This is a genomic window from Oceaniferula flava (assembly GCF_016811075.1).
Classification (GTDB): Bacteria; Verrucomicrobiota; Verrucomicrobiia; order Verrucomicrobiales; family Akkermansiaceae; genus Oceaniferula; species Oceaniferula flava.
Genome location: NZ_JAFBGL010000001.1, coordinates 686,744 through 705,978, shown reverse-complemented (window position 1 = coordinate 705,978; position 19,235 = coordinate 686,744). Strand labels below are relative to the sequence as shown.

The 19,235-nt window shown below is 57.2% G+C and carries 16 protein-coding genes; 4 read left to right on the top strand and 12 right to left on the bottom strand.

Annotated elements, in window-relative coordinates:
• Window positions 1–28: 28 nt before the first annotated feature.
• Window positions 29–2,887, bottom strand: coding sequence for an excinuclease ABC subunit UvrA (gene uvrA / locus JO972_RS03030; RefSeq protein WP_425498273.1), 2,859 nt, complete (start codon window positions 2,885–2,887; stop codon window positions 29–31).
• Window positions 2,888–3,002: 115 nt separating this feature from the next.
• Here uvrA and JO972_RS03025 point away from each other — a divergent pair, with 115 nt between their 5' ends.
• From JO972_RS03025 to JO972_RS03010, 4 genes are all read left to right on the top strand, one after another.
• Window positions 3,003–4,280: a phospholipase D-like domain-containing protein gene (locus tag JO972_RS03025; RefSeq protein ID WP_309488520.1), complete on the top strand. Its 1,278-nt coding sequence runs from the start codon at window positions 3,003–3,005 to the stop codon at window positions 4,278–4,280.
• 92 nt (window positions 4,281–4,372) lie between these two features.
• A complete protein-coding gene (locus JO972_RS03020; RefSeq protein ID WP_309488519.1) occupies window positions 4,373–5,014 on the top strand; it encodes a YiiX family permuted papain-like enzyme in 642 nt (213 codons plus the stop codon).
• A gap of 60 nt (window positions 5,015–5,074) precedes the next feature.
• Window positions 5,075–5,530, top strand: coding sequence for a YchJ family protein (locus JO972_RS03015; protein WP_309488518.1), 456 nt, complete (start codon window positions 5,075–5,077; stop codon window positions 5,528–5,530).
• Window positions 5,531–5,552: 22 nt separating this feature from the next.
• The gene (locus JO972_RS03010; protein ID WP_309488517.1) at window positions 5,553–6,221 is read left to right on the top strand and encodes a suppressor of fused domain protein; all 669 of its coding nucleotides are present in this window, start codon (window positions 5,553–5,555) and stop codon (window positions 6,219–6,221) included.
• A 13-nt stretch (window positions 6,222–6,234) separates the two neighbouring features.
• Here the strand turns inward: JO972_RS03010 and JO972_RS03005 are convergent, their stop codons facing one another.
• The 11 genes from JO972_RS03005 to JO972_RS02955 form a co-directional block, all read right to left on the bottom strand.
• Window positions 6,235–6,645, bottom strand: a complete 411-nt coding sequence (locus JO972_RS03005) for a DUF2721 domain-containing protein (RefSeq protein ID WP_309488516.1) — start codon at window positions 6,643–6,645, stop codon at window positions 6,235–6,237.
• Window positions 6,646–6,677: 32 nt separating this feature from the next.
• Window positions 6,678–9,809 (bottom strand): efflux RND transporter permease subunit, encoded by a 3,132-nt coding sequence (locus JO972_RS03000; protein WP_309488515.1) that lies wholly within the window; start codon window positions 9,807–9,809, stop codon window positions 6,678–6,680.
• A 24-nt stretch (window positions 9,810–9,833) separates the two neighbouring features.
• Complete coding sequence (locus tag JO972_RS02995; protein WP_309488514.1) at window positions 9,834–10,973, bottom strand: efflux RND transporter periplasmic adaptor subunit; 1,140 nt, start codon at window positions 10,971–10,973, stop codon at window positions 9,834–9,836.
• An 18-nt stretch (window positions 10,974–10,991) separates the two neighbouring features.
• A complete protein-coding gene (locus tag JO972_RS02990; RefSeq protein WP_309488513.1) occupies window positions 10,992–12,362 on the bottom strand; it encodes an efflux transporter outer membrane subunit in 1,371 nt (456 codons plus the stop codon).
• An 11-nt stretch (window positions 12,363–12,373) separates the two neighbouring features.
• On the bottom strand, window positions 12,374–12,997 hold the full coding sequence (locus JO972_RS02985; RefSeq protein ID WP_309488512.1) for a TetR/AcrR family transcriptional regulator: 624 nt from the start codon (window positions 12,995–12,997) through the stop codon (window positions 12,374–12,376).
• A 109-nt stretch (window positions 12,998–13,106) separates the two neighbouring features.
• A complete protein-coding gene (locus tag JO972_RS02980) occupies window positions 13,107–13,919 on the bottom strand; it encodes an LpxI family protein (RefSeq protein ID WP_309488511.1) in 813 nt (270 codons plus the stop codon).
• 26 nt (window positions 13,920–13,945) lie between these two features.
• Window positions 13,946–15,154, bottom strand: a complete 1,209-nt coding sequence (gene trpB / locus JO972_RS02975) for a tryptophan synthase subunit beta (protein WP_309488510.1) — start codon at window positions 15,152–15,154, stop codon at window positions 13,946–13,948.
• Window positions 15,155–15,213: 59 nt separating this feature from the next.
• Window positions 15,214–16,191 (bottom strand): phytoene/squalene synthase family protein, encoded by a 978-nt coding sequence (locus JO972_RS02970; protein ID WP_309488539.1) that lies wholly within the window; start codon window positions 16,189–16,191, stop codon window positions 15,214–15,216.
• 6 nt (window positions 16,192–16,197) lie between these two features.
• Window positions 16,198–17,037: a 4-(cytidine 5'-diphospho)-2-C-methyl-D-erythritol kinase gene (gene ispE / locus JO972_RS02965; RefSeq protein ID WP_309488509.1), complete on the bottom strand. Its 840-nt coding sequence runs from the start codon at window positions 17,035–17,037 to the stop codon at window positions 16,198–16,200.
• A gap of 24 nt (window positions 17,038–17,061) precedes the next feature.
• Window positions 17,062–17,673 (bottom strand): HAD family hydrolase, encoded by a 612-nt coding sequence (locus tag JO972_RS02960; RefSeq protein WP_309488508.1) that lies wholly within the window; start codon window positions 17,671–17,673, stop codon window positions 17,062–17,064.
• Window positions 17,674–17,783: 110 nt separating this feature from the next.
• Window positions 17,784–19,178 carry a UTP--glucose-1-phosphate uridylyltransferase gene (locus JO972_RS02955; RefSeq protein ID WP_309488507.1) on the bottom strand — a complete coding sequence of 465 codons (1,395 nt, stop codon included), beginning with the start codon at window positions 19,176–19,178 and terminating at the stop codon, window positions 17,784–17,786.
• Window positions 19,179–19,235 lie beyond the last annotated feature (57 nt).

The window sequence follows — 19,235 nt, the reverse complement described above, 5'->3', positions numbered from 1 at the left end:
ATGTCCTCGGAGGAAAAATACCCCCCGCTCAGTCTCTGAGCCATTTTCCTGTCAGCGAGCTCTCACAGTCAGCCACTTGCGCTGGGGTTCCGCTGACCACCACCTCCCCGCCGTGCCGACCTCCGCCCGGTCCGAGGTCGATGATCCAGTCGGAGGCACGGATGACATCCAAGTTGTGCTCCACGATCACCAGCGAGTTTCCGGCGTCGCGCAGCTTACCCAGCACGCCGAGCAGCACGCGCACATCGTTGAAATGCAGACCGGTGGTCGGTTCATCCAGCAAATAGAGACAGTGCCCGGAGTTGGGTCGCGATAATTCGTCGGCCAACTTCACCCGTTGGGCCTCGCCGCCGGAAAGCGTGTTCGCCGGCTGGCCGAGTTGGATATAGCCCAGCCCCACATCGGTGAGTGCGGTGAGGATGGCGTTCAGCTTGGGCACGTTGGCAAAAAATGTCGCCCCCTCTTCTGCCGTCATCTCCAGCACATCGGCAATGCTGCGTCCCTTGTAGGTCACCTCCAAGGTCTCGCGGTTGTATCGTTTTCCTTGGCAGGAATCGCAGGGCACGTAGGCATCGTTGAGGAAATGCATGTCGATGCGGATAGCGCCATCGCCCTGGCACTTCTCGCAGCGACCGCCCTTGATGTTGAAACTGAACCGACCAGCATTGTATCCTCGCTGGCGAGCCAGAGGCAATTTGGCAAAAAGCGCCCGAATATGATCCAGCGCTCCCGTGTAGGTGGCCGGGTTGGAGCGCGGACTACGACCGAGCGGTTTTTGATCGACCACCACCACTTTGTCCAGTTGCTCAATGCCGTCGATGCCATCATGAGCGCCCGGAACTGCGGTGGCGCGGTAAAAATGCCGCGACAAGGCACGCCGAAGAATGCCATCAATTAGGGTCGATTTCCCCGAGCCACTGGCACCGGTCACCGTGACCATCAGACCGAGTGGCAGGGTGACATCAATGCCTTTCAGATTGTGCTCGCGGGCGTTGCGGATGACTAGCTCACCGGTGGCATCCTCCAAGCCGAGACGGGTATTTTCCAGATCGATGGCCGCTCCGGATTGCAGCCATTGGCCGGTGACCGATTGCTTCTGCTTCGCCACCTCCTCGGGTGTCCCCTGTGCCAGCAACTCGCCCCCGTGCACTCCTGCACCCGGGCCGATATCGATCAACCAGTCGGCGGCACGGATGGTGTCTTCATCGTGCTCCACCACCACCACGGTATTGCCGATGTCACGCAGGCGTTTGAGCGCTGTGATCAGTCGGGCGTTATCGGCGCAGTGCAGGCCGATGCTCGGTTCATCGAGCACGTAAACCACGCCGGAAAGCCCTGCACCAATTTGCGTCGCCAAGCGGATCCGCTGAGCCTCGCCGCCCGAAAGGGTGTTGCTGCCTCGATCGAGGGTCAGGTAGGAAAGCCCGACATCTTGCAAAAACTGGAGCCTCCTCACAGTCTCCGTCAGCACCCCCTGCAGGGCGGAGCCACGATCCGCAGGAAGCTCAATCCCCTGAATCCAAGGCAAGGCATCCTCAACCGCGAGCGCACAAAATCGATCGATCCCCAACTCCCTCTCACCGCCACTTGCAGAGCTCTCCAAAGTCACCGCGAGAATCTCGGGTTTCAGTCGGCGACCTTGGCATTTTTCACATCGCTGCGAGGTCATGAAGCGCGCCATGCTGCGTCTCACTGCGTTACTTTTGCTCTCGCGAGAAAAGCGTTCCACCGTGCGGCATAGGCCTTCGAAGGGCTGGATCATCGGCCGCTCATAGCCGTCTTTTTCCCAAATAACCTTCAGCTCCTTTCCCTCGGTGCCATAGAACAGAGCATATTTAAACGATTCGGGAAGAGAGGAAAAGGGAGCATCCAAATCCGCATTGAACTCATCGGCGAGGGCGTCCATTTTCTTCCCCTGCCAGCTTTTCTTGCGCTTGTTACTTTTCCAGACCACCACCGCCCCCTCGTTCAGAGATTTGCTGGGATCGGGCACGATGAGATTGGGATCGCACGACATCTCCGTGCCGAGTCCGTGACAGACCGGACAGGCACCGCTGTTTGAATTGAAGGAAAAATGCTTTGGTGTCAGCGCCGGCAGCTCGAAGCCGGTGGCCGGGTTGCGGTAGCTCGTTAGGAAAGAAACCTCCTGCCAGTCTCCCGCCTCAGGCTCCATCACCAAAGCCAGCGCCTGGCTTCCGCAGATGCGCAGCGCGGTCTCCACGGAATCTGCCAGTCGACTCATGGCATTCTCCCTCACCACCAGACGGTCCACCACCACTTCCAAGTTTTTCACCTTCTTCGGCCACTGCGATGCGGCTTCGTCTAGCTCCAGCATCTCACCATTCACACGCAGACGGACGAATCCCTGACGCTGCAAATTTTCCAACAGCGTGTTCGGTTCCGCGGCTTCCTCTTTCGGAACCGGTGCCAGCAGCACGACCTTCGTGCCTTCCGGCCGCGCCGAGAGCGCATCGATGATGTCCTTGGCGGTCATTTTCTCCAAGCGTTCGCCAGTGGACGGATCGTGGGGAATGCCGATGGCCGAGTAGAGAATGCGCAGGTAATCGTAGATTTCGGTGGCGGTGGCAATGGTCGACCGCGGGTTCATCCCGCCACTGCGCTGCTCGATAGCAATTGCCGGGCTGAGGCCCTCGATGGAGTCCACCTCCGGCTTGTCAAACTGGTCGAGGAACTGTCGGGCGTAGCTGCTCAAGCTCTCGACGTAACGACGCTGCCCCTCGGCGTAGAGCGTGTGGAAGGCCAATGATGATTTGCCACTGCCACTCGGGCCGGTGATCACCACCAACTTCTCCTTGGGGATGCTCACATCGATGTCCTTGAGATTGTGTTGGCGCGCTCCTTTGATGACTATTTCCTGCACCCCCAAAGACTGGAACATCTGCGGCGAGATATCCAGCCTTATAGCGTAGCGCCCTGCACCGGACTTGTCTTTTCCGTGAGATTGGCTATGGCATCTGCCGACGATGTCTCACCACCCTTCCATGTCACCGACTCACCGTTTTCGCCGGCACGCACAGTGCTGGATGGTGCTCATCTGCCTGCTTGGCTTGGCCGCCTGTGCGCCGGGACGGAGGATTGCCAAACGTCAACCGATCGAAACCGCGGCGGCGATTGGTCAGCCAGCCTTTGAGCAGGCCACGGCCCGCGCAGTGCGCTCCCCCTGGGTGGATGGCAACCACGTCACCTCCCTGATGAATGGAGACGAATTCTACCCGGCCATGCTCAAGGCCGCCCGTTCGGCGCAGAAAAGTATCACCTTTGAAACCTACGCCTTCATCAATGGCGGGGTCACCCGGGATTTTGTCGCCGTCTTCTGCGACCGGGCCAAGGCCGGGGTGAAGGTGCATTTGATTCTCGATGCCTTTGGCTCCGAACATGCCGGCGACGACAACCTGGCCCAACTCCGCTCCGCCGGGGTGCAGGTGCATTTCTATCACGATCAATTTTTCCGCCACCCACTGCGCTACAACGTCAGAGACCACCGCAAGCTGATGGTGGTGGATGGAAAAATCGGCTTCACCGGTGGCTGCGGTGTGGCCAACGCCTGGACCGGCGACACCGAAACGCCGGACAATTGGCGCGAGAACCATTACCAGGTCACCGGCCCGGTGGTCGCGCAATTGCAGCGCGATTTCAACGACAACTGGGAGCACACCGGCGGCGAAACATTGGCGGGCTCCGACTACTACCCGCAACTCATAAAGACCGGTAACCACCGTGCTCAGAACTTCGTTTCCGGCCCGAAAGACAATCTCTACACCGTGCCCCACCTCTACCGTCAGGTGCTGGCATCCGCGCAGAAAAGCATCATCATCGAGAACTCCTACATGCTGCCAGACGGAGCCATTCTGGATGCCATCATCGACGCCCGAAAGCGTGGAGTGCACGTGGAGTTGATTGTTCCGGGGAAATACATCGACGCCTGGCCTCTGCGCTATTTCTCACGCCTGCAATACCATCGCTTACTGAAAGCAGGAGTGCATATTTACGAATACCAAAAAGCGATGCTGCACTGTAAGGTGATGGTGGTCGACGGAGTGTTCTCCTCGGTTGGCTCGGCGAACTTTGACTGTCGATCGCTCTACACCAATGACGAATCCAACCTCAACGTGATCAGCACCAGTTTCGCCCGGGAGCAGCTGCGGATGCTCGAGTTTGATAAAAGCCATAGTATCCGTGTGACGGAGGCCAAATCTCTGTGGAATCCGCTGTATTTCCCAAGCCGAGCCGCAGCCCCCTTGGTCATCCCTCAGCTGTAGCCAAAACGTTCACGCTATATCACTTGAATCGATGTCAACATCGAGATTAGTGACTTTCAGAACGTTTCCATTCGTGAGAGGGTATTGGAACTATGAAAAAACCTGTCGCCCTGCTCCTCCTCTGCGCCCTGACCTTTGGCTCGGTCGCCCTCGCCGGTCTGTTCAAATCCCGCAGCCATAATCCCTACCAACTGCAGAACGGAGACATCGTTTTCCAATCGACCAACAGCAGTCAGGGCAAGGCCATCAAAGCCGCGACCAACTCCCCATGGACTCACGTCGGCATGGTGTTTTTTCGAAACGGAGACCCGATGGTGATCGAAGCGGTTCAGCCGGTGCGCATCACTCCCTTGAAAAGCTTCATCGCACGCAGTCCCTCGACCTTTTACGCGATGCGATTAAAAAACGCCGAGCAGCACATCAATGCACAAACCATGGCGCGGGCGGAACACTACTGCAATCAACAGCTGGGCAAGAACTACGACCTCCAGTTCCGCTGGTCAGACGACAAGATCTACTGCTCCGAGCTCGTCTGGAAAGTTTACAAAGAAGCCGGCGGCATCGAGCTCTGCCAGCCACGTCCGTTCAAAGCCTACAACTTGAAACACCCGACCGTGCAGCGCATCGCCAAGCAGCGCTATGGAGCAGTGAATAATCTACCGCTCAATGAACTGGCCGTCGCGCCCTCCGATCTTGCGCAATCTCCGTTGCTGATCGAAGTGCCGAAAAAGTAAAACCCTCCCCTCGTCCGATTATCATTGGATAAGACGCCGTCACGGCCTAGCATCACGGCTGTGAGCGATCCCATTGAAGACCTGCCGGAAGATGACGTCCAAGACGAGGCCCCCAAGACACGTGCCGAGTCGCTGTGTCCCTGTAAGAGTGGCGTTAGCTATTACCTCTGCTGCATGCCGCTGCACTATCGCAAAGCGAAAGCAGCCACCGCAGAAGAGCTGATGCGTTCGCGTTACAGCGCCTACTTTTTCCGTCTCAGCGACTACATCGTGGAAACCACCCACCCTGACACCCGGGAGCCCGGTTTGAAAAAGCAGTTGGAAAAGAAAATCCACAACATCAGCTGGCAGTTCCTCACCATCCTCAAGACTTCCAAAGGCGGCCCCTCGGACAAGACCGGCAAGGTGGAGTTCCTGGCCGAGTGCTACGTCGAAGGCGAACCGCACGAGCAGCACGAGCACTCACGCTTCAAGCGCTACAAAGGCGATTGGAAATACCTTGATGACAAGGGTTAAGCCCCCGTCACCTCCTGCTGTTATGTTCGATAAAATCATCAAGTTCTTCAGTAAGAAAAACCCACCTGCCAGCCCCGAGTTCGATGAAGTCATGGCGCAGCAGTGGTATGACCAGAAGACCGCTCTGATGGTCGATCGCTTGGGTCCGGAACATGACATGGTGATGCACGCGATCATCCCCTATGCCGCCGGCGGCGGGTTGGATCTTTACTACTTTCCGAACGGAGTCGAGGGGCTCGGCATTGCCACCAAGGAACTGTCGGAGAACCCCGAGGAGGGATCAGCCAATGATGTCTTCGAGCTCTACGAACTCGTCATGTTCACTCGCCATGCGATGGATCTGGAGCAGGCGAAAAACGAGCAAACTCCATTTGGCCAAGCCCACACAAATATCAACTCGGTGCTCAACGTGATCGCGCAATACAGCGCTCAGGCGACGCTGAATCCGAACGAGACCTGCGAGTTTCCCAAGGAGATGGAAAAGATCGGTGGCAAGTGCTTTCTTTTCGATGCCTACCCCTCCGAGACGGCCAAGGAGAAATCGGCTCTCTTTGGCGTGATGGTCGTTATCGAAGTGTTCCGCTCGGAAATGGACGCCGCCCGCGAGCATGGCGGCGCGCAGCTGATTCAAAAGCTCAAGGACGCCGGTCACTACCCCTACTCGGACCTCGATCGTGACCCTGTGGTCTAACGCTTTGCGCCGACTAGGTGTTCCGACCTTCTTCCAGGCTGCGCAGCATGATGCGCAGTGCCCCGCCGGAAATCCAGACCTCGACCATCAGTCCGGCGAGTGAGGTGGCCATGAAACACAGCGCCACGACGAAGGTGCTCACTGCCAGTGTCGGCAGCCCAAAGACCACGGAAAGCATCGAGCATACACACAAGAACAAGCAGACAGCCCCCAACAATTGCATCCAGCGAATCAGCACCAGACGTCGTCTCAGGTTGGAAATCTGAACAAGCAGCAGTTGGTCGTCGTGCTCTAACCAGTCTCGGTGCAGCTTGCGGATCAGTGCCGAGAGATGCAGAAATCGGTTGGTGTAGGAAAGAAACAGCAGACTCACCGCAGGAAACAGCAAGGCTGGAGTCGAGATGGGAAGGTTTACTAAAGTCATGGTCTGAGGTTGAAGACAGCTAGCCATGCCGGCTAGGCCCGGAAGAAGCCCAGCACGCCATCTTTGATATCCTTCGCAATGATCATCAACAGCGGCAGCAGGAAGAGTGTGATGATCGTAGCAAACAAGATGCCAAAGGCCAACGAAGCAGCCATCGGTTTCAAGAACTGCGCCTGCACCTCGGTTTCAATCAACAGCGGAGCCAGACCGAAGAAGGTGGTCAGCGAGGTCAGTAGAATCGCACGGAAACGGTCGGCCCCTGCCCTACGGCAGGCGTCCAACAGACTGAGCCCCTCTTCGCGCAGGTCATCCACGCGACACACCAGCACCAAGGAGTCATTCACCACCACACCGGACAGTGCCAAGATGCCGAAGACCGACAGAATGGAAACCGGGATCCCCATCAGATAGTGTCCTAACAGAGCCCCGATAATACCGAATGGAATCACCGACATGATGATCAGAGGTTTGATGTAGCTCTTCAGCGGAATGGCGATCAGGATGTAGATGAAAATCGTCGAGAAGAGGAATCCGGTGAGCAGCGATTTCTTCGATTTGGCACGCTGCTCGGCCTCACCACTCTGACTAATGGAGATCGCCGGGTAGTGGGATTTCATCTCGGGAAAATACTCGGCTTCCAGACGGTTGAGAATTTCTTCCGAAGAGGTCACCGCTTTATTAATCGATGCCTCCACAGCCACCACCCGTTTGTAATCGTAGCGTTCAATGGACGCCAGCGACTCCGAGTAATGGGTGTCCGCCACCACGGAGAATGGCACCGTGGTTCCATCGTCTTTGCGGATGCGCATATCGCGCAGAGTGTCGAGAGAGCTTCGCTGCTCCAGAGGATAGCGCACCATCACCTTGACCTCATCGCGGCCGCGTTGCACCCGCTGAGCTTCGCGCCCGTAGAAGCCATCACGCACGTTGTTAGCAAGATCGAGTTTGTTCAAATCCGCCGCCTGGCCAGCCGGAGTGATCGAGTAAAGGATCTCAGGTTTACCGGAGTCGAAGGTATCCAAGATATCGTAGACTCCTGGATAAGTGGCGATGACTTCCTTGAGGTCGTCCGCCGCGGCCTTGAGTTCTTCCAAGTTCTCACTTTCCAGATTAATCACCAGATCGCCCCCCGGAGGGCCGGCTCGCGAGGTCAGGGTAAGCGAGCGAGCGCCCGCCACATTGCCCACCGCCTTGCGCCAGTCCTGAATGATTTTTTCAGTGGGCAAGAACTCACGTGTGGTCGATCGGGTGAACTCCACGGCAATCGAGCTTGAGGTGTTCGAGCTCGAGGAAATCTGAATTTCCGTGAAGGGATTGTGCCCATACTCTTCCTCGTAGCGGGCACCAAGCTCTCGAGCGATATCGGCGATGCGCTGGGTGTTAGCGTGCAAGTATTCCACCGATTGCCCCTGCTCCAGTTCCAGGTTCACGGAAGCGTTGTCGCGATAAATGTTAGGGAAAAAGACAAAGCGCAGTTGGCCGGCCGGGAATAGGGAGAACACCACGATGAGCACCGCCAAGAACCCCGCAAAAGTGGCGTAGCGCCATGGGATCAGGGTGTTGATGGTCGGGCTGTAAACCCGCTCGATGAACCACTTCAGGCCACCGGCGACCGCCTCTTGGAAGCGCGCCCAAGCTCGAGAAATCGCGTTCCTCGGTTTCTTGTGCACATCGATGTGCGCCAGGTGGGAAGGAAGCACGAGCTTCGATTCCACCAGCGAGAAAATCAGGCAGAAGATCACCGTGGTGGCAATCTGGCCGAAGACATTCCCCATTCGCCCACTGACCTGCGTCAGCGGCAGGAAGGCGGCGATGGTGGTGATCACACCAAAGGTCGCCGGAGTGACCACCTTGCTGACCCCTCGCACGGTCGCGCGGATCGGGCTCTCGCGCTCGTTGGGGTGCTTTTGATGTTCTTTTTCCGAGTAGATCGACTCACCAATGACGATGGCATCATCCACCACGATCCCTAACACCACGAGAAAACCAAAGGCCGAGATCACGTTCACCGACATGTCGATGCCCGGAATCGGGAAAAGCGTCACCGCGCCGGCGAGAGAAACAGGGATCCCGATGGCCACCCAAAATGCGAGACGCAGGTTGAGGAATACCATCAGAATGACCAGCACCAGAATGACACCTACGCCACCGTTCTTTCCTAACAGGACAAGACGGTCGCGGATATTGGTCGCGCCATCAAGCCAACCGGCGATCTCCACCCCCTCGGGCAGATTCTTGTATTCTTTCACCACCTTGCGAGCCTGCGCGACGGCCTTGAGAATATCGTCGGTGCCCTCGGTGACAATTTTCAAACTGGTCGTCGGTTTACCACGAAAACGGTTCAAGTAATCCTGATCGACAAAGGCATCACGCACATCCGCCACATCCTTGACGAAGATTCGGGTGCCATCGGCATTGGTGCGCACTGGGATATTTTCAAAGTCCTTTTTGTAATACGCCTGATCTCTCGAGCGCAATGAAATGTCGCCACGCTCGGAGCGCACCACACCGCCGCCGAGGTCCACCGAATTGTTACTGATGGCATCGGCCAGCTCGGTGAAGGTCAGGTTGTAGAGGCGGAGTTTTTCTTCCGATGGCTCAATGGAAATCTCGTAGTCCCTGCCGCCGAAGGTTTCGACATTGGAAATCGCCGGCTGTCGCAGCAGCTCATCTCTCACTTTCCGGGCCGTTTCTTTGAGCACCGCTTCCGGTGCATCGCCGTAGAGCTCCACCCAGAGCACGGTATTCTCCCTGCGAGTCTCCGTGATCACTGGGTTCTCCGCCTGCTCCGGGAAGGAGGGAATGGCGTCTACCTGGATTTTGACATCGTCGAGCAGCTTGGTCACCGGGTAACCCTCCTTCGCCTGGATGGTGACGGTGGCCACGCTGTCCTGACTCACGGAGCGGACGTGGTCGATGCCGTTCACCGACTGCAGCGACTCCTCGATCTTGATGGCCACACCACGCTCCACATCCTCGGGCGTGCCACCACGGATGGGAACGGTTACCGTGACAGTCTCAGCGGCAAAGGCGGGAAAGCCCTCCTTACGCACGGAGAGAGCAGTGAACACCCCCGCAGCGAGGATGGTGAACATCATGATATTGGCCACCACCGGGTTGCTTGCGAACCAGGTGATAAACTTGTGTTTTTCTAAAGGCGACATGGCAATATGGGAAAAAGTGGTCGCCTACTTGGCTTCGCCTGCAGCCTTCACGGTCATCCCCGCACTGAAGTTGCTGAGCGGACGGGTGACAATTTGCAGGGGCGATTCGAGATCTTGGGAATCGATCTTCACATACGCGCTGGACTCATAGCTGTAGACACGCTCGGCAGCGGCTTTGACCAATTTGTTCTCGGCGTCGAGAATCCAGACAAAGGCATCGTTGACCACCGCGGCTTCGGGCACTTGGTAGGTTTGCGCAATGACCCGCGCCGGGATCGAGGCATTGACGAAGGTGCCTACCGGCAAAGGAGCCTTGTCCTCCGCATACGGGTTTTCGATTTCCGCGATGACATAGGTCACCTGGTTCTGAGGGTCCACAGTGGGTTCCGTGCGAGTCAATGTGGCCTTCCAGCTAGCCCCCGGTTGGGTGGGTGTGGTGAGCACTAAGTCCTCATCGCTGGGGACGTCCACGCGCACCGCCTGCTCAGCGGTGAGTGGCAGTCGGACTTCGGCGCGCTCGGTGGCCACCAGGGTGCCGAGGGAACTTTGCGAGGTGGCGAGATTGCCCAGCGATGCATTCCGTTCCGTAACCATGGCATCGTAGGGAGCTCTGAGCTGGGTGCGATCGATATCAGCCAGGGCTTTCTGGATCGCGGCTTCAGCGGAGGCAATGTTCGCTTTCGCGGTCGCCAGTTGCGGTTTGCGCAGCACGAAGGATGACGCCTTGGCCAGCTTGCGACCGGATGCCAGCCAGTCTTCGGACGCTTGTTTGGCGAGAATTTCTTCCTCGGCGAGTGTGCGTTTCTGCAGCTCCAGATTCGCCTGCTGGGTGGCTAGGGCGGATTGGTAATCGGTATCGTCCAGACGGACTAACAGCTGACCTTTTTTAACCCGCTCCCCCACTCTGAATTTTGGAGCCACTTCGATGATTTGTCCGCTGACCTGCGCGGTCAGAGAGGTTTCAAAATAACTTTGCACGGTGCCGAAGCTTTGCACCGGTGGTCGGTGGTCGGCCAACGCCACACTGGTCACATCCACCTGGGGCACCACAGCCACCGGAGGGCGACTCTTGGGTTCCTCCTTAGTGCTGATCAGCAGCTTCCCTAACATAAAGGCTCCACCGATGATCAGTAGAGGGACAGCGATTTTAAGAACATTTTGCATGGTAAATAAAGATAGATGTTAGAGACCTTTGCCAAGAGCGAGTGCCAGGCTGACACGGTTCTGATAGCGCAGTGCTTGAGTATTGATGAGCGACTCCTCGGTATCGAACGAGCGGCGTTGGGAATCGAGCAGGGTCAGGATTTCCACCAGACCGGTTTCGTAGTTGCGTAGAATTTGCTCCTCCGCGTTCTTCGCGGCCTTGAGCGCGGATTGATAGGAGTTCTGCTGACGGCTCAGGTAGCGTTCCGAGCCGAGCGCGTTTTCCACTTCTTTGAAGGCATCCAGCACGGTCGATTGATAGGCTGCGAGCGCCTGCTTGGCGCGGGCATTGGCGGCACCGAGCTCAGCCCGCCGGTTTCCTCCGTCGAGCAAGGGCGCCGAGAGGTTTCCTGCGAAGGACCAAACGCTGAAGTTCGAGTTGGCCAAGTTTCTTAGGGTGGACGACTGCTGACCGGCGCTCGCGGTCAGGGAAAAGCTCGGGTAGAGGTCGCGATGAGCAACTTTCACCCGCGAGTCTGCCGCGCGGATGCGCTGATAGGCGGCATCGATATCCGGGCGATTGAGCAACACGTCCGATGGGATTCCGGCCGGCACACTGCGGCGCAGTGATGGCCAGCTGTAGGCGCGGCTTTGAGCATTGGGGTAAGCGCCGGTGAGCGTGGCCAAATTACGTGCCGCCTGATCGCGGCTGTCCTTGCGCTGGGCCACCTGTGCCCGGGTATTTTCCACATCAGTGCGGGCCAGCTCCACCTCGCTGAGATCTCCGGTTCCGGCTTCGAAGCGTCGGTTGACCAGATCGAGCGTCTGCTGGAAACTGGCGAGGCGGCGGTTCGAGAGAGCTAACAATTTCTCCGCTCCAACCAGGGAAAAGTAAGCCTGCATCGTCTGGGCGGCAATCGACTGACGAGCAGCGGCGTAATCAGCCTCAGCGGCGGCACGGTCGCCTGCGGCGGCGGTCACTCCGGCGCGAATCCGACCCCAAACATCAAGTTCCCACTGCACGTCCAACGATGCCGAGTAGCTGCCGGTGGTCGAGCTGCTAAGCGTATCGGCCCTCGATCCGCTGCCGTTTCCGGTCAGCGATGGCAGCGAAAGCGAGTAGGCCTTGCGGGTGTTGAATCCGGCTTCCTCGAGCTGGGCCGCGCTGGCTCGCAGGTCGGGGTTCGCCTTGAGCGCCTTGCTGACGTAGGCATTCATTCGGGAATCGGGAAAAAGGGAACGCAAACCACTCGCCACTTCTGGCACCGGTGCTTGGCTGGCATCGTAACGCTTGGGGATGGCAAGGTTCGCCTGGCCTGCCTTCGGCCCCGGCATCGAAACACAGGCCGAAATCAAAACGCCGGAACCGATGACTGAAGTGAGAATGAGAGATCGATGGAGAGTGTTCATAGAGGAAATACTTAGTTAGGAAATTCGTTGGGGAGTGATTTCAGTGCGGCAAGGATCACTCCCACTTGCACCTCCACCATGGCTTCGATTTGTTCAGGGCTCGGGTTTTCAGGAAAAAGATCGCTCACCGGCGCGGGCCGTTTGCTAACAAGCGTCGCCAACTGCAGAAATATTGATTTTCCCCACTCAATGATCGGTTTTGATTCGGTCGCTAACAAACCCTTCAGCACCTGCTCGAGATAAGTCAGCTCCAGCCCCCTCACTTCTTTGAGAATCATCTCCACCGGAGATCCCGGCACCTGCATGGTGCGCGCCATGATCCGATTAAAGTCCCCCGCCTTGCCCTGATCGAGCGATCGGCGCAGGATGGCCCGAGCAATCGAGGCGATTTTCTCCTCCGCCGGGGCATCGCTAGGCAGCCCGCCCTTGCTCGGATAAACGCGGTTCGCTTCCGCATGGGCCTGGCGCAGTGCTTCGACAAATAAACGGTCCTTCGAGCCAAAGTGATAATTCACCGCGGCGATGTTGGCATCCGCCCCCTTGACGATATCAGCCACCTTGCCACCGCGATAGCCACCCTCCGCGAACACGTGGATCGCGCTCTCGATGAGCCTTTCTTTTGCTGGTGACGCCATGACGAGAGCCAAACTAGGAGCAATGTGAGAAATTTCAAACTAAATTTTCAAAAACCCATTTGAAATTAGCTTTTCAGCTTCCCCTCAAGCTAGGAAATCTCCCTAAGTATCAGCTGAGAGCGATGATGCTCACCTGCTGGTCATTGCACATCGCCCGCACTTCATCGCCAGCCAGCATGAGTGTCTTTTCCGCCTCAATGGCGATGGTGCGCACTCCGGAGCGGGCACAATTTTTCACCGTATCCGGACCGATCACCGGAACATCAAAGCGGAAGTCTTGATTTGGCTTGGAAACTTTGGCCAAGGTGATCTCCTTGCCTTTTCCCAGCTCCCCACCCCGGCGAATGCAGGCGTTGGTTCCTTCAAAAGCCTCCACGGCCAGCACCGTGCCATTTCTAACCACCACAGTCTGGCCGATATCGAGTCGGCTGGTTTCCTTGGCAATTTTAAACCCATACTCGGCATCCTCCAGCGCACTGGCATCGAGTGCCGGCCCGCAAACGTGGCCGGCGGCAGGCATGATATCTTCCAAGAATGTGGTCGCCGGCAGCAGAGTGATGCCGTCCTTGGACAACTCCTCGGCAATGGCGCCGAAAATCGATTCCGCATTCTTCTGCTTCAGCCGCGCCAACAGCATCATCGTCCGCACATCCGGGCGAAGATCGAATAAATTTCGCGGAGCGATTTGACCGACCATCACCGCTTCCGTCGCCCCCTGCTTGCGGAGGAACTTGATCATTTTCCCCAGCTGACCGACCCGAAACCACGCGCTCTCGTCGGCCTCAGCAGCCAGCTCCTCGCGGGTTTCGCCTTTGAACGCCGCCATGATCAGGCGGACATCGCCGCCTTTGGCGCGGGCGGCCGCCATAAACTCCTCCGGATAGATGCCGGAGCCTGAGATGATGCCGATGGTGCGGGGCATGGTGGTCAGTGATTCAGTCCTGAAAATCAGCCCTGCAGCAGGTATTTCGCCGCTTGCTCGACGTCCTTGTCACCACGGCCTGATAGATTGGCAATGATGACGCTGTCCTTAGGCATGTTAGGAGCCACTTTGATGACGTGGGCCATCGCATGTGAACTTTCCAGCGCCGGAAGAATCCCCTCGGTTTCAGCGAGCTGCTTGAATGCCGCCAAGGCTTCATCGTCTGTGGCGTAATCGTATTCGGCACGACCGATGTCCTTGAGGTAAGCATGCTCGGGACCCACTGCCGCGTAGTCGAGACCGGCGCTGATCGAGTGTGTCAGCTCGATCTGTCCGTCGTCGTTAGCCAACAACCACGTTTTCGACCCTTGAAGCACACCGAGTTTGCCTCCTTGGAAACGTGCGGCGTGGCGCTCGGGAACAATCCCATCGCCCCCTGCTTCGACCCCCATGAGTTTGACATCCGTATCGTTGATGAAGGGATGGAACAGGCCGATGGCATTGGATCCGCCACCGACACAGGCGACTAACAAATCAGGCAGTCGTCCTTCTTGTTCGAGAATTTGCTCGCGCGCTTCCAGGCCAATGACCCGGTGAAAATCACGCACCATCATCGGAAACGGATGCGATCCCAAGGCTGAACCAAGGATATAGTGGGTGTGCTCGACGGAGGAAACCCAATCGCGCAAGGCTTCGTTCACCGCCTCCTTGAGGGTGGCTTGTCCGGCAGTGACGGGCACCACTTTCGCCCCTAACAGCTCCATGCGAGCCACGTTGAGAGCCTGGCGTTCCATGTCCACCTGCCCCATGTAAACGATGCACTCCATGCCGAAGCGGGCGCAGACGGTCGCGGTGGCCACACCATGCTGACCGGCACCGGTCTCGGCAATGATGCGTTTTTTGCCTAGACGTTTGGCCAACAGAATCTGGCCGATGGCATTGTTGATCTTGTGAGCTCCGGTGTGCAGCAGGTCCTCGCGCTTGAGGTAGATTTTTGCACCCCCGAGTTTTTCCGTCCATCGCTCGGCGTAGTAAAGTGGTGTCGGGCGGCCGCAATATTGCCGCAGCAGATAATCGAGTTCCTTCTGAAACTCAGGATCAGCCTTTGCTTTTTCATACTCCGCTGCAAGAACTTGCATCGGGTCCATGAGGGTCTCCGGCACAAACATGCCGCCGTAGGTGCCAAAATGCCCGTGAGCATCCGGGAGTTGCTGGGTAGTATCAGTCGTAGCCACGCCCATGCCTTAATCCATCCGCCTGCTTCGCGCAAGTGCTGTCTCTGCCTTTGCGGGGCTCAGATTGGCAGCCAAAGTGCATCCCAGGCACAGCGATAAACCTCGCTTCTCGAGATTTTCACACCCGATTCCAAGGTCGACCAATCGGCGCGATCCAATAAATCCAAGGTTCGCGCACCGATCATGCCCGGCAGAGCGGTGGCGGTGCGGGTGCGCCGATGGTTGAGCGCATGAGCGTATGAGGCGCCGTCTGCGAGATACATGCGAGCGCGCTCACGCCAACGTCGCGATTCCTCCATGATGGCCTCTGGTTCGATCGACTCCATCCCGGGCAGGTAACAACGACCCGCGCGCAGATCATTGGGTAGGTCACGCAGGATATTGATGAGCTGCAGCCCCTTGCCGTAATTCGCGCCCCATCGATTCATCTTGGCGGCATCGACTTTGGAAAAGTTGGGCAGTGAGATGAAACCGATCTCCGTCCAGAACTCTCCGACGCAGCCGGCGACCAGGTAGCAGTATTCCTCTAACTCCGCATCGAGGGTGAAACGAAAATCGTCGCGCAACTCGAAGCGTTCAATATCAAGTTTTTGCCCATGCAAAATATGCCCCATCACGCGCAAGATAGCCGCGTGCTGCTGTGCGGCGAGACTTTGGCTTTCCTCAGGCGATGCGTAATGGACCACCTCCGCCGTGGAAGACGGGGACTCGTCGAGCGCATCCAACCAGCGGAAAACGCCCTCCATGTTCTGCAACAAAACTTTCTCCCCCTCATGCTTCTGCCGCGGAATCACCTCCTCGGCGAGTCGCGCCAGCCAAGGGGCCCGTTGATCATCAGTCAGTGCCTTGACAAAACCGTCTAACATCTCCGACCGAAGCTCCGGATCGAGCTCCTCGGTATCTGCCAGCGTGTCGCTGGCTCGCGCCAAGAGATAGCCCAGACTAATCGGCTCGCGCATTCCCTTCGGCAGCAGACGCATGCTCAAGTAAAACGATCTCGAGACGTCCTTCAGGATGGTTTTACCGAGCGGATTCATCACAAACTAACAGACAGTAACCAATTGCGCCCAAAGCGTCGGGTCTAGCTCTTCTCTCGCATGGCGGATCACGGCATCGCTCTGGCTGGCGTCGGCCAAGATCGCCATCATGGTCGAGCCTGAGCCACTCATCATCGAGGTCTCCACCTCCGGCTGCTTCCGCAGCCACATCTTCAGTTCGGCGAGAAAGAGGTATTTCCTAAACACCGGCCGCTCGAGGTCGTTGATCATCGATCCCCAAGGCATCGGCGTCGGGGCGTAATCCACATCCGGCAACTCGGTGGCCGTCATGCAATGTTTATAAGCATCGGGCGTCGAGACCACAAAGCTCGGCTTCAGCAAGAGTATCTTCGTGCCTAACAAGCCGGGAACTTCATCCTCGCGAACAGGCCGAACTACCTCTCCCCGCCCTTCAATCTTGCAGATTTTCTGGTAGATAAAAAATGGGATATCCGAACCAATTTCAGCCGCCATCGACGCCAGTTTTTCCTCGGACAAGCCAGCTTGCTCCAGCTCGTTCAGCGCCAATAAGGCGGTGGCGGCATCGCTACTGCCTCCGCCGAGACCGGCACCGTGTGGCACATTTTTTTCCAAGCGAATCCGCCAATGACAATCTTTGCCGGTGACGCGTTGAAAAATTCTAACCGCTTTGGAAACGAGATTGCTCTCATCGGTGGGCACCCCCGGGGAATCACAGCAGAGCTCGAAGGCATCCGCTTTTTCAAAATGCAGATGATCCGCCAGACTGAGCGGCGCCATCAGGCTCTCGAGATCATGAAAGCCATCGACACGCCGACCGAGCACCTTGAGGTAAAGGTTTACCTTGGCAGGAGCGGTCCAGGTCATGGATGACATACTCAGTGAGGCGGCTTAAGAAATCCTCACGGGGGCTGGCACGCAGACGACCTCCATGCCGGCTGATTGCGCTCCCATGATTCCTGCGGGTGCATCTTCGAGCACCAGACAACGCTCGGGAGCAATCTCCAAGCGCGATGCCGCTTCCAGGAAAATGTCCGGAGCCGGCTTGCCACATTTGACATCGTTGGCGGTCACCACCTCATCAAACAGATCGCTGAGGCCAGTGGACTGCAAGGTCTTCTCGACCACCAAGCGGGTGCCGCCGGTTGCGATCGCCATCGGCATTTTCCCACGCAGGCTGCGAGCGAATGCAACGACCTCCTCGTTGATTTCAACCTCATCGAGGCTATCGAGAAATGCCGAGCGTTTATCGATGGCCACCATTTCGGGGTCCAATTTCAATCCACACTCACCATTCAGCTCTCTCACGATATCCTTGGTAGGACGACCGCCCATGGCGTAGAACACATCCTCCGGAAACACACTCCCAGCTCCGTGTTTCGCCAGAGCGCCGCACCAAGCTTTGAAGTGAGCCGGCATGGAATCTACCAGCGTGCCGTCGAGGTCAAAGATTACGGCATCATAGCCACTATCAGGAATATCTAGAGTATCAAAGCTCGTCATTGCGCGGCGGATATGACCAAATTAATCAAGCCTTGCAACCTCATAAAACAGACTTTTTCGACAGGTGAAAAATACTGCTCGATTAGTGACTTTCTGATTGTTCTTTTCTCTCAAAGTTCTACTTTTTCATCCTTGTAGGTGCCTCCAGCGACCCATTTGGTCTCCCCCGTGTCGTTTATGAACTCCACTTTGCCAATGATGGTCACCCCATCCGCAAAGCGCACAGGACCTGACACCGTGAGTTTTTCAGCCTGAATCAGTGACGGCATCCCCAGACCCTCAAGACTGTCCACCATCTTATATTCATCGCTGAGATCGATGACCGGTGGTTTTCCTTGGCGGGAAGCTAACAGCGCGATCCTACCGTCCGGTGTTTGTTCGTAGGCATCCGAGCGGAGCGCAAAGAGGTCCGATGTGGTCTTCACCGGAGCAAAGCGCGAGCGAGGCACACAAACAGCCCCCGAACCAGGGAAGGACTCAATCGCCGCACCCATGGCAATTTCCAACTGATAGACAGGAGTGGAAGTTTTATCGCGGGGATCGACTGTCTTCTTATTCTGGATCATCGGCAGCGGCAGCACACCATTCGCCTGGTCCAACAATTCCTTGAGAATATCGAGTCGGATCCACAGGCTGTTGGTATTGAAGAACTGGTGGCGATCGATATTTTGAAAATCGCCGAGATCTTCCTCAGCGGTCTGCGCGACTTCTCGCAGCAGCATTTGATCGTCAGCCTTGCGCACGGCGAGGTGGCCACCTTTTTTATCCGCCCCCGTGCGGCGAGTGGCTTCCATCAGAAACGGCTGATCACTTTCGGCGAAATAACGCAGTAAGCCGGCGTCGAGCACGGCGCCGAGGTTATCGGAGTTCGAGACAAAGGCGTATTTCACCCCGTCAGCCAAGAGTTTGTCCAACCAACCACTGCCGGCAAGTGCAGCGTAGAGGTCGCCATGACCTGGCGGGCACCACTCCATCGATGGGTTTTTCGGCCACTCGACAGGCTCCAGCGTTTCAGCGTCGATTTTCGGCACCTGGTTCTGCATCAGCTCGATGTTTTCCGCGCCGGAGAGATCTTGGTCGGCATAAGCTTCCATATGCTCCATTGTGTCCTCGGAGGTGCTGAAGCTATCCATCAACAAAAAGCGAACCTTCGCCCCGGTGGTTTCACGCAGGTGCAGCACCTGGTTGGCAATGATATCGAGGAAGGTGGTATCCCCCTTGACCGGCAGCAGGCTTTTGGCCTTCTGCAGTCCCATGCTGGTGCCCAGCCCTCCATTGAGCTTGATCACCACGGTTTGAGCTAACAGCGCGGGATCGAACGCCTCGCCATCCTTGGTCACCGAGTCCAGCTCAGGCACGCCCTCGGCGGGTTTAATATCATCCTCAGCAATCATGCCACTTTCTTTGCGTAGCAGGGCTTGGTAGTTGTTTTCGAAAGCTCGAATGGCAGCCTCGCTCACATTGGCGGCCGTCATTTTTTCACGGAACAGGGTAAAATCACTCATAATTAAAAGATCGCGGCATATGCGCTGCACTGACCTTAACGGGTCGGCATGGAGGTT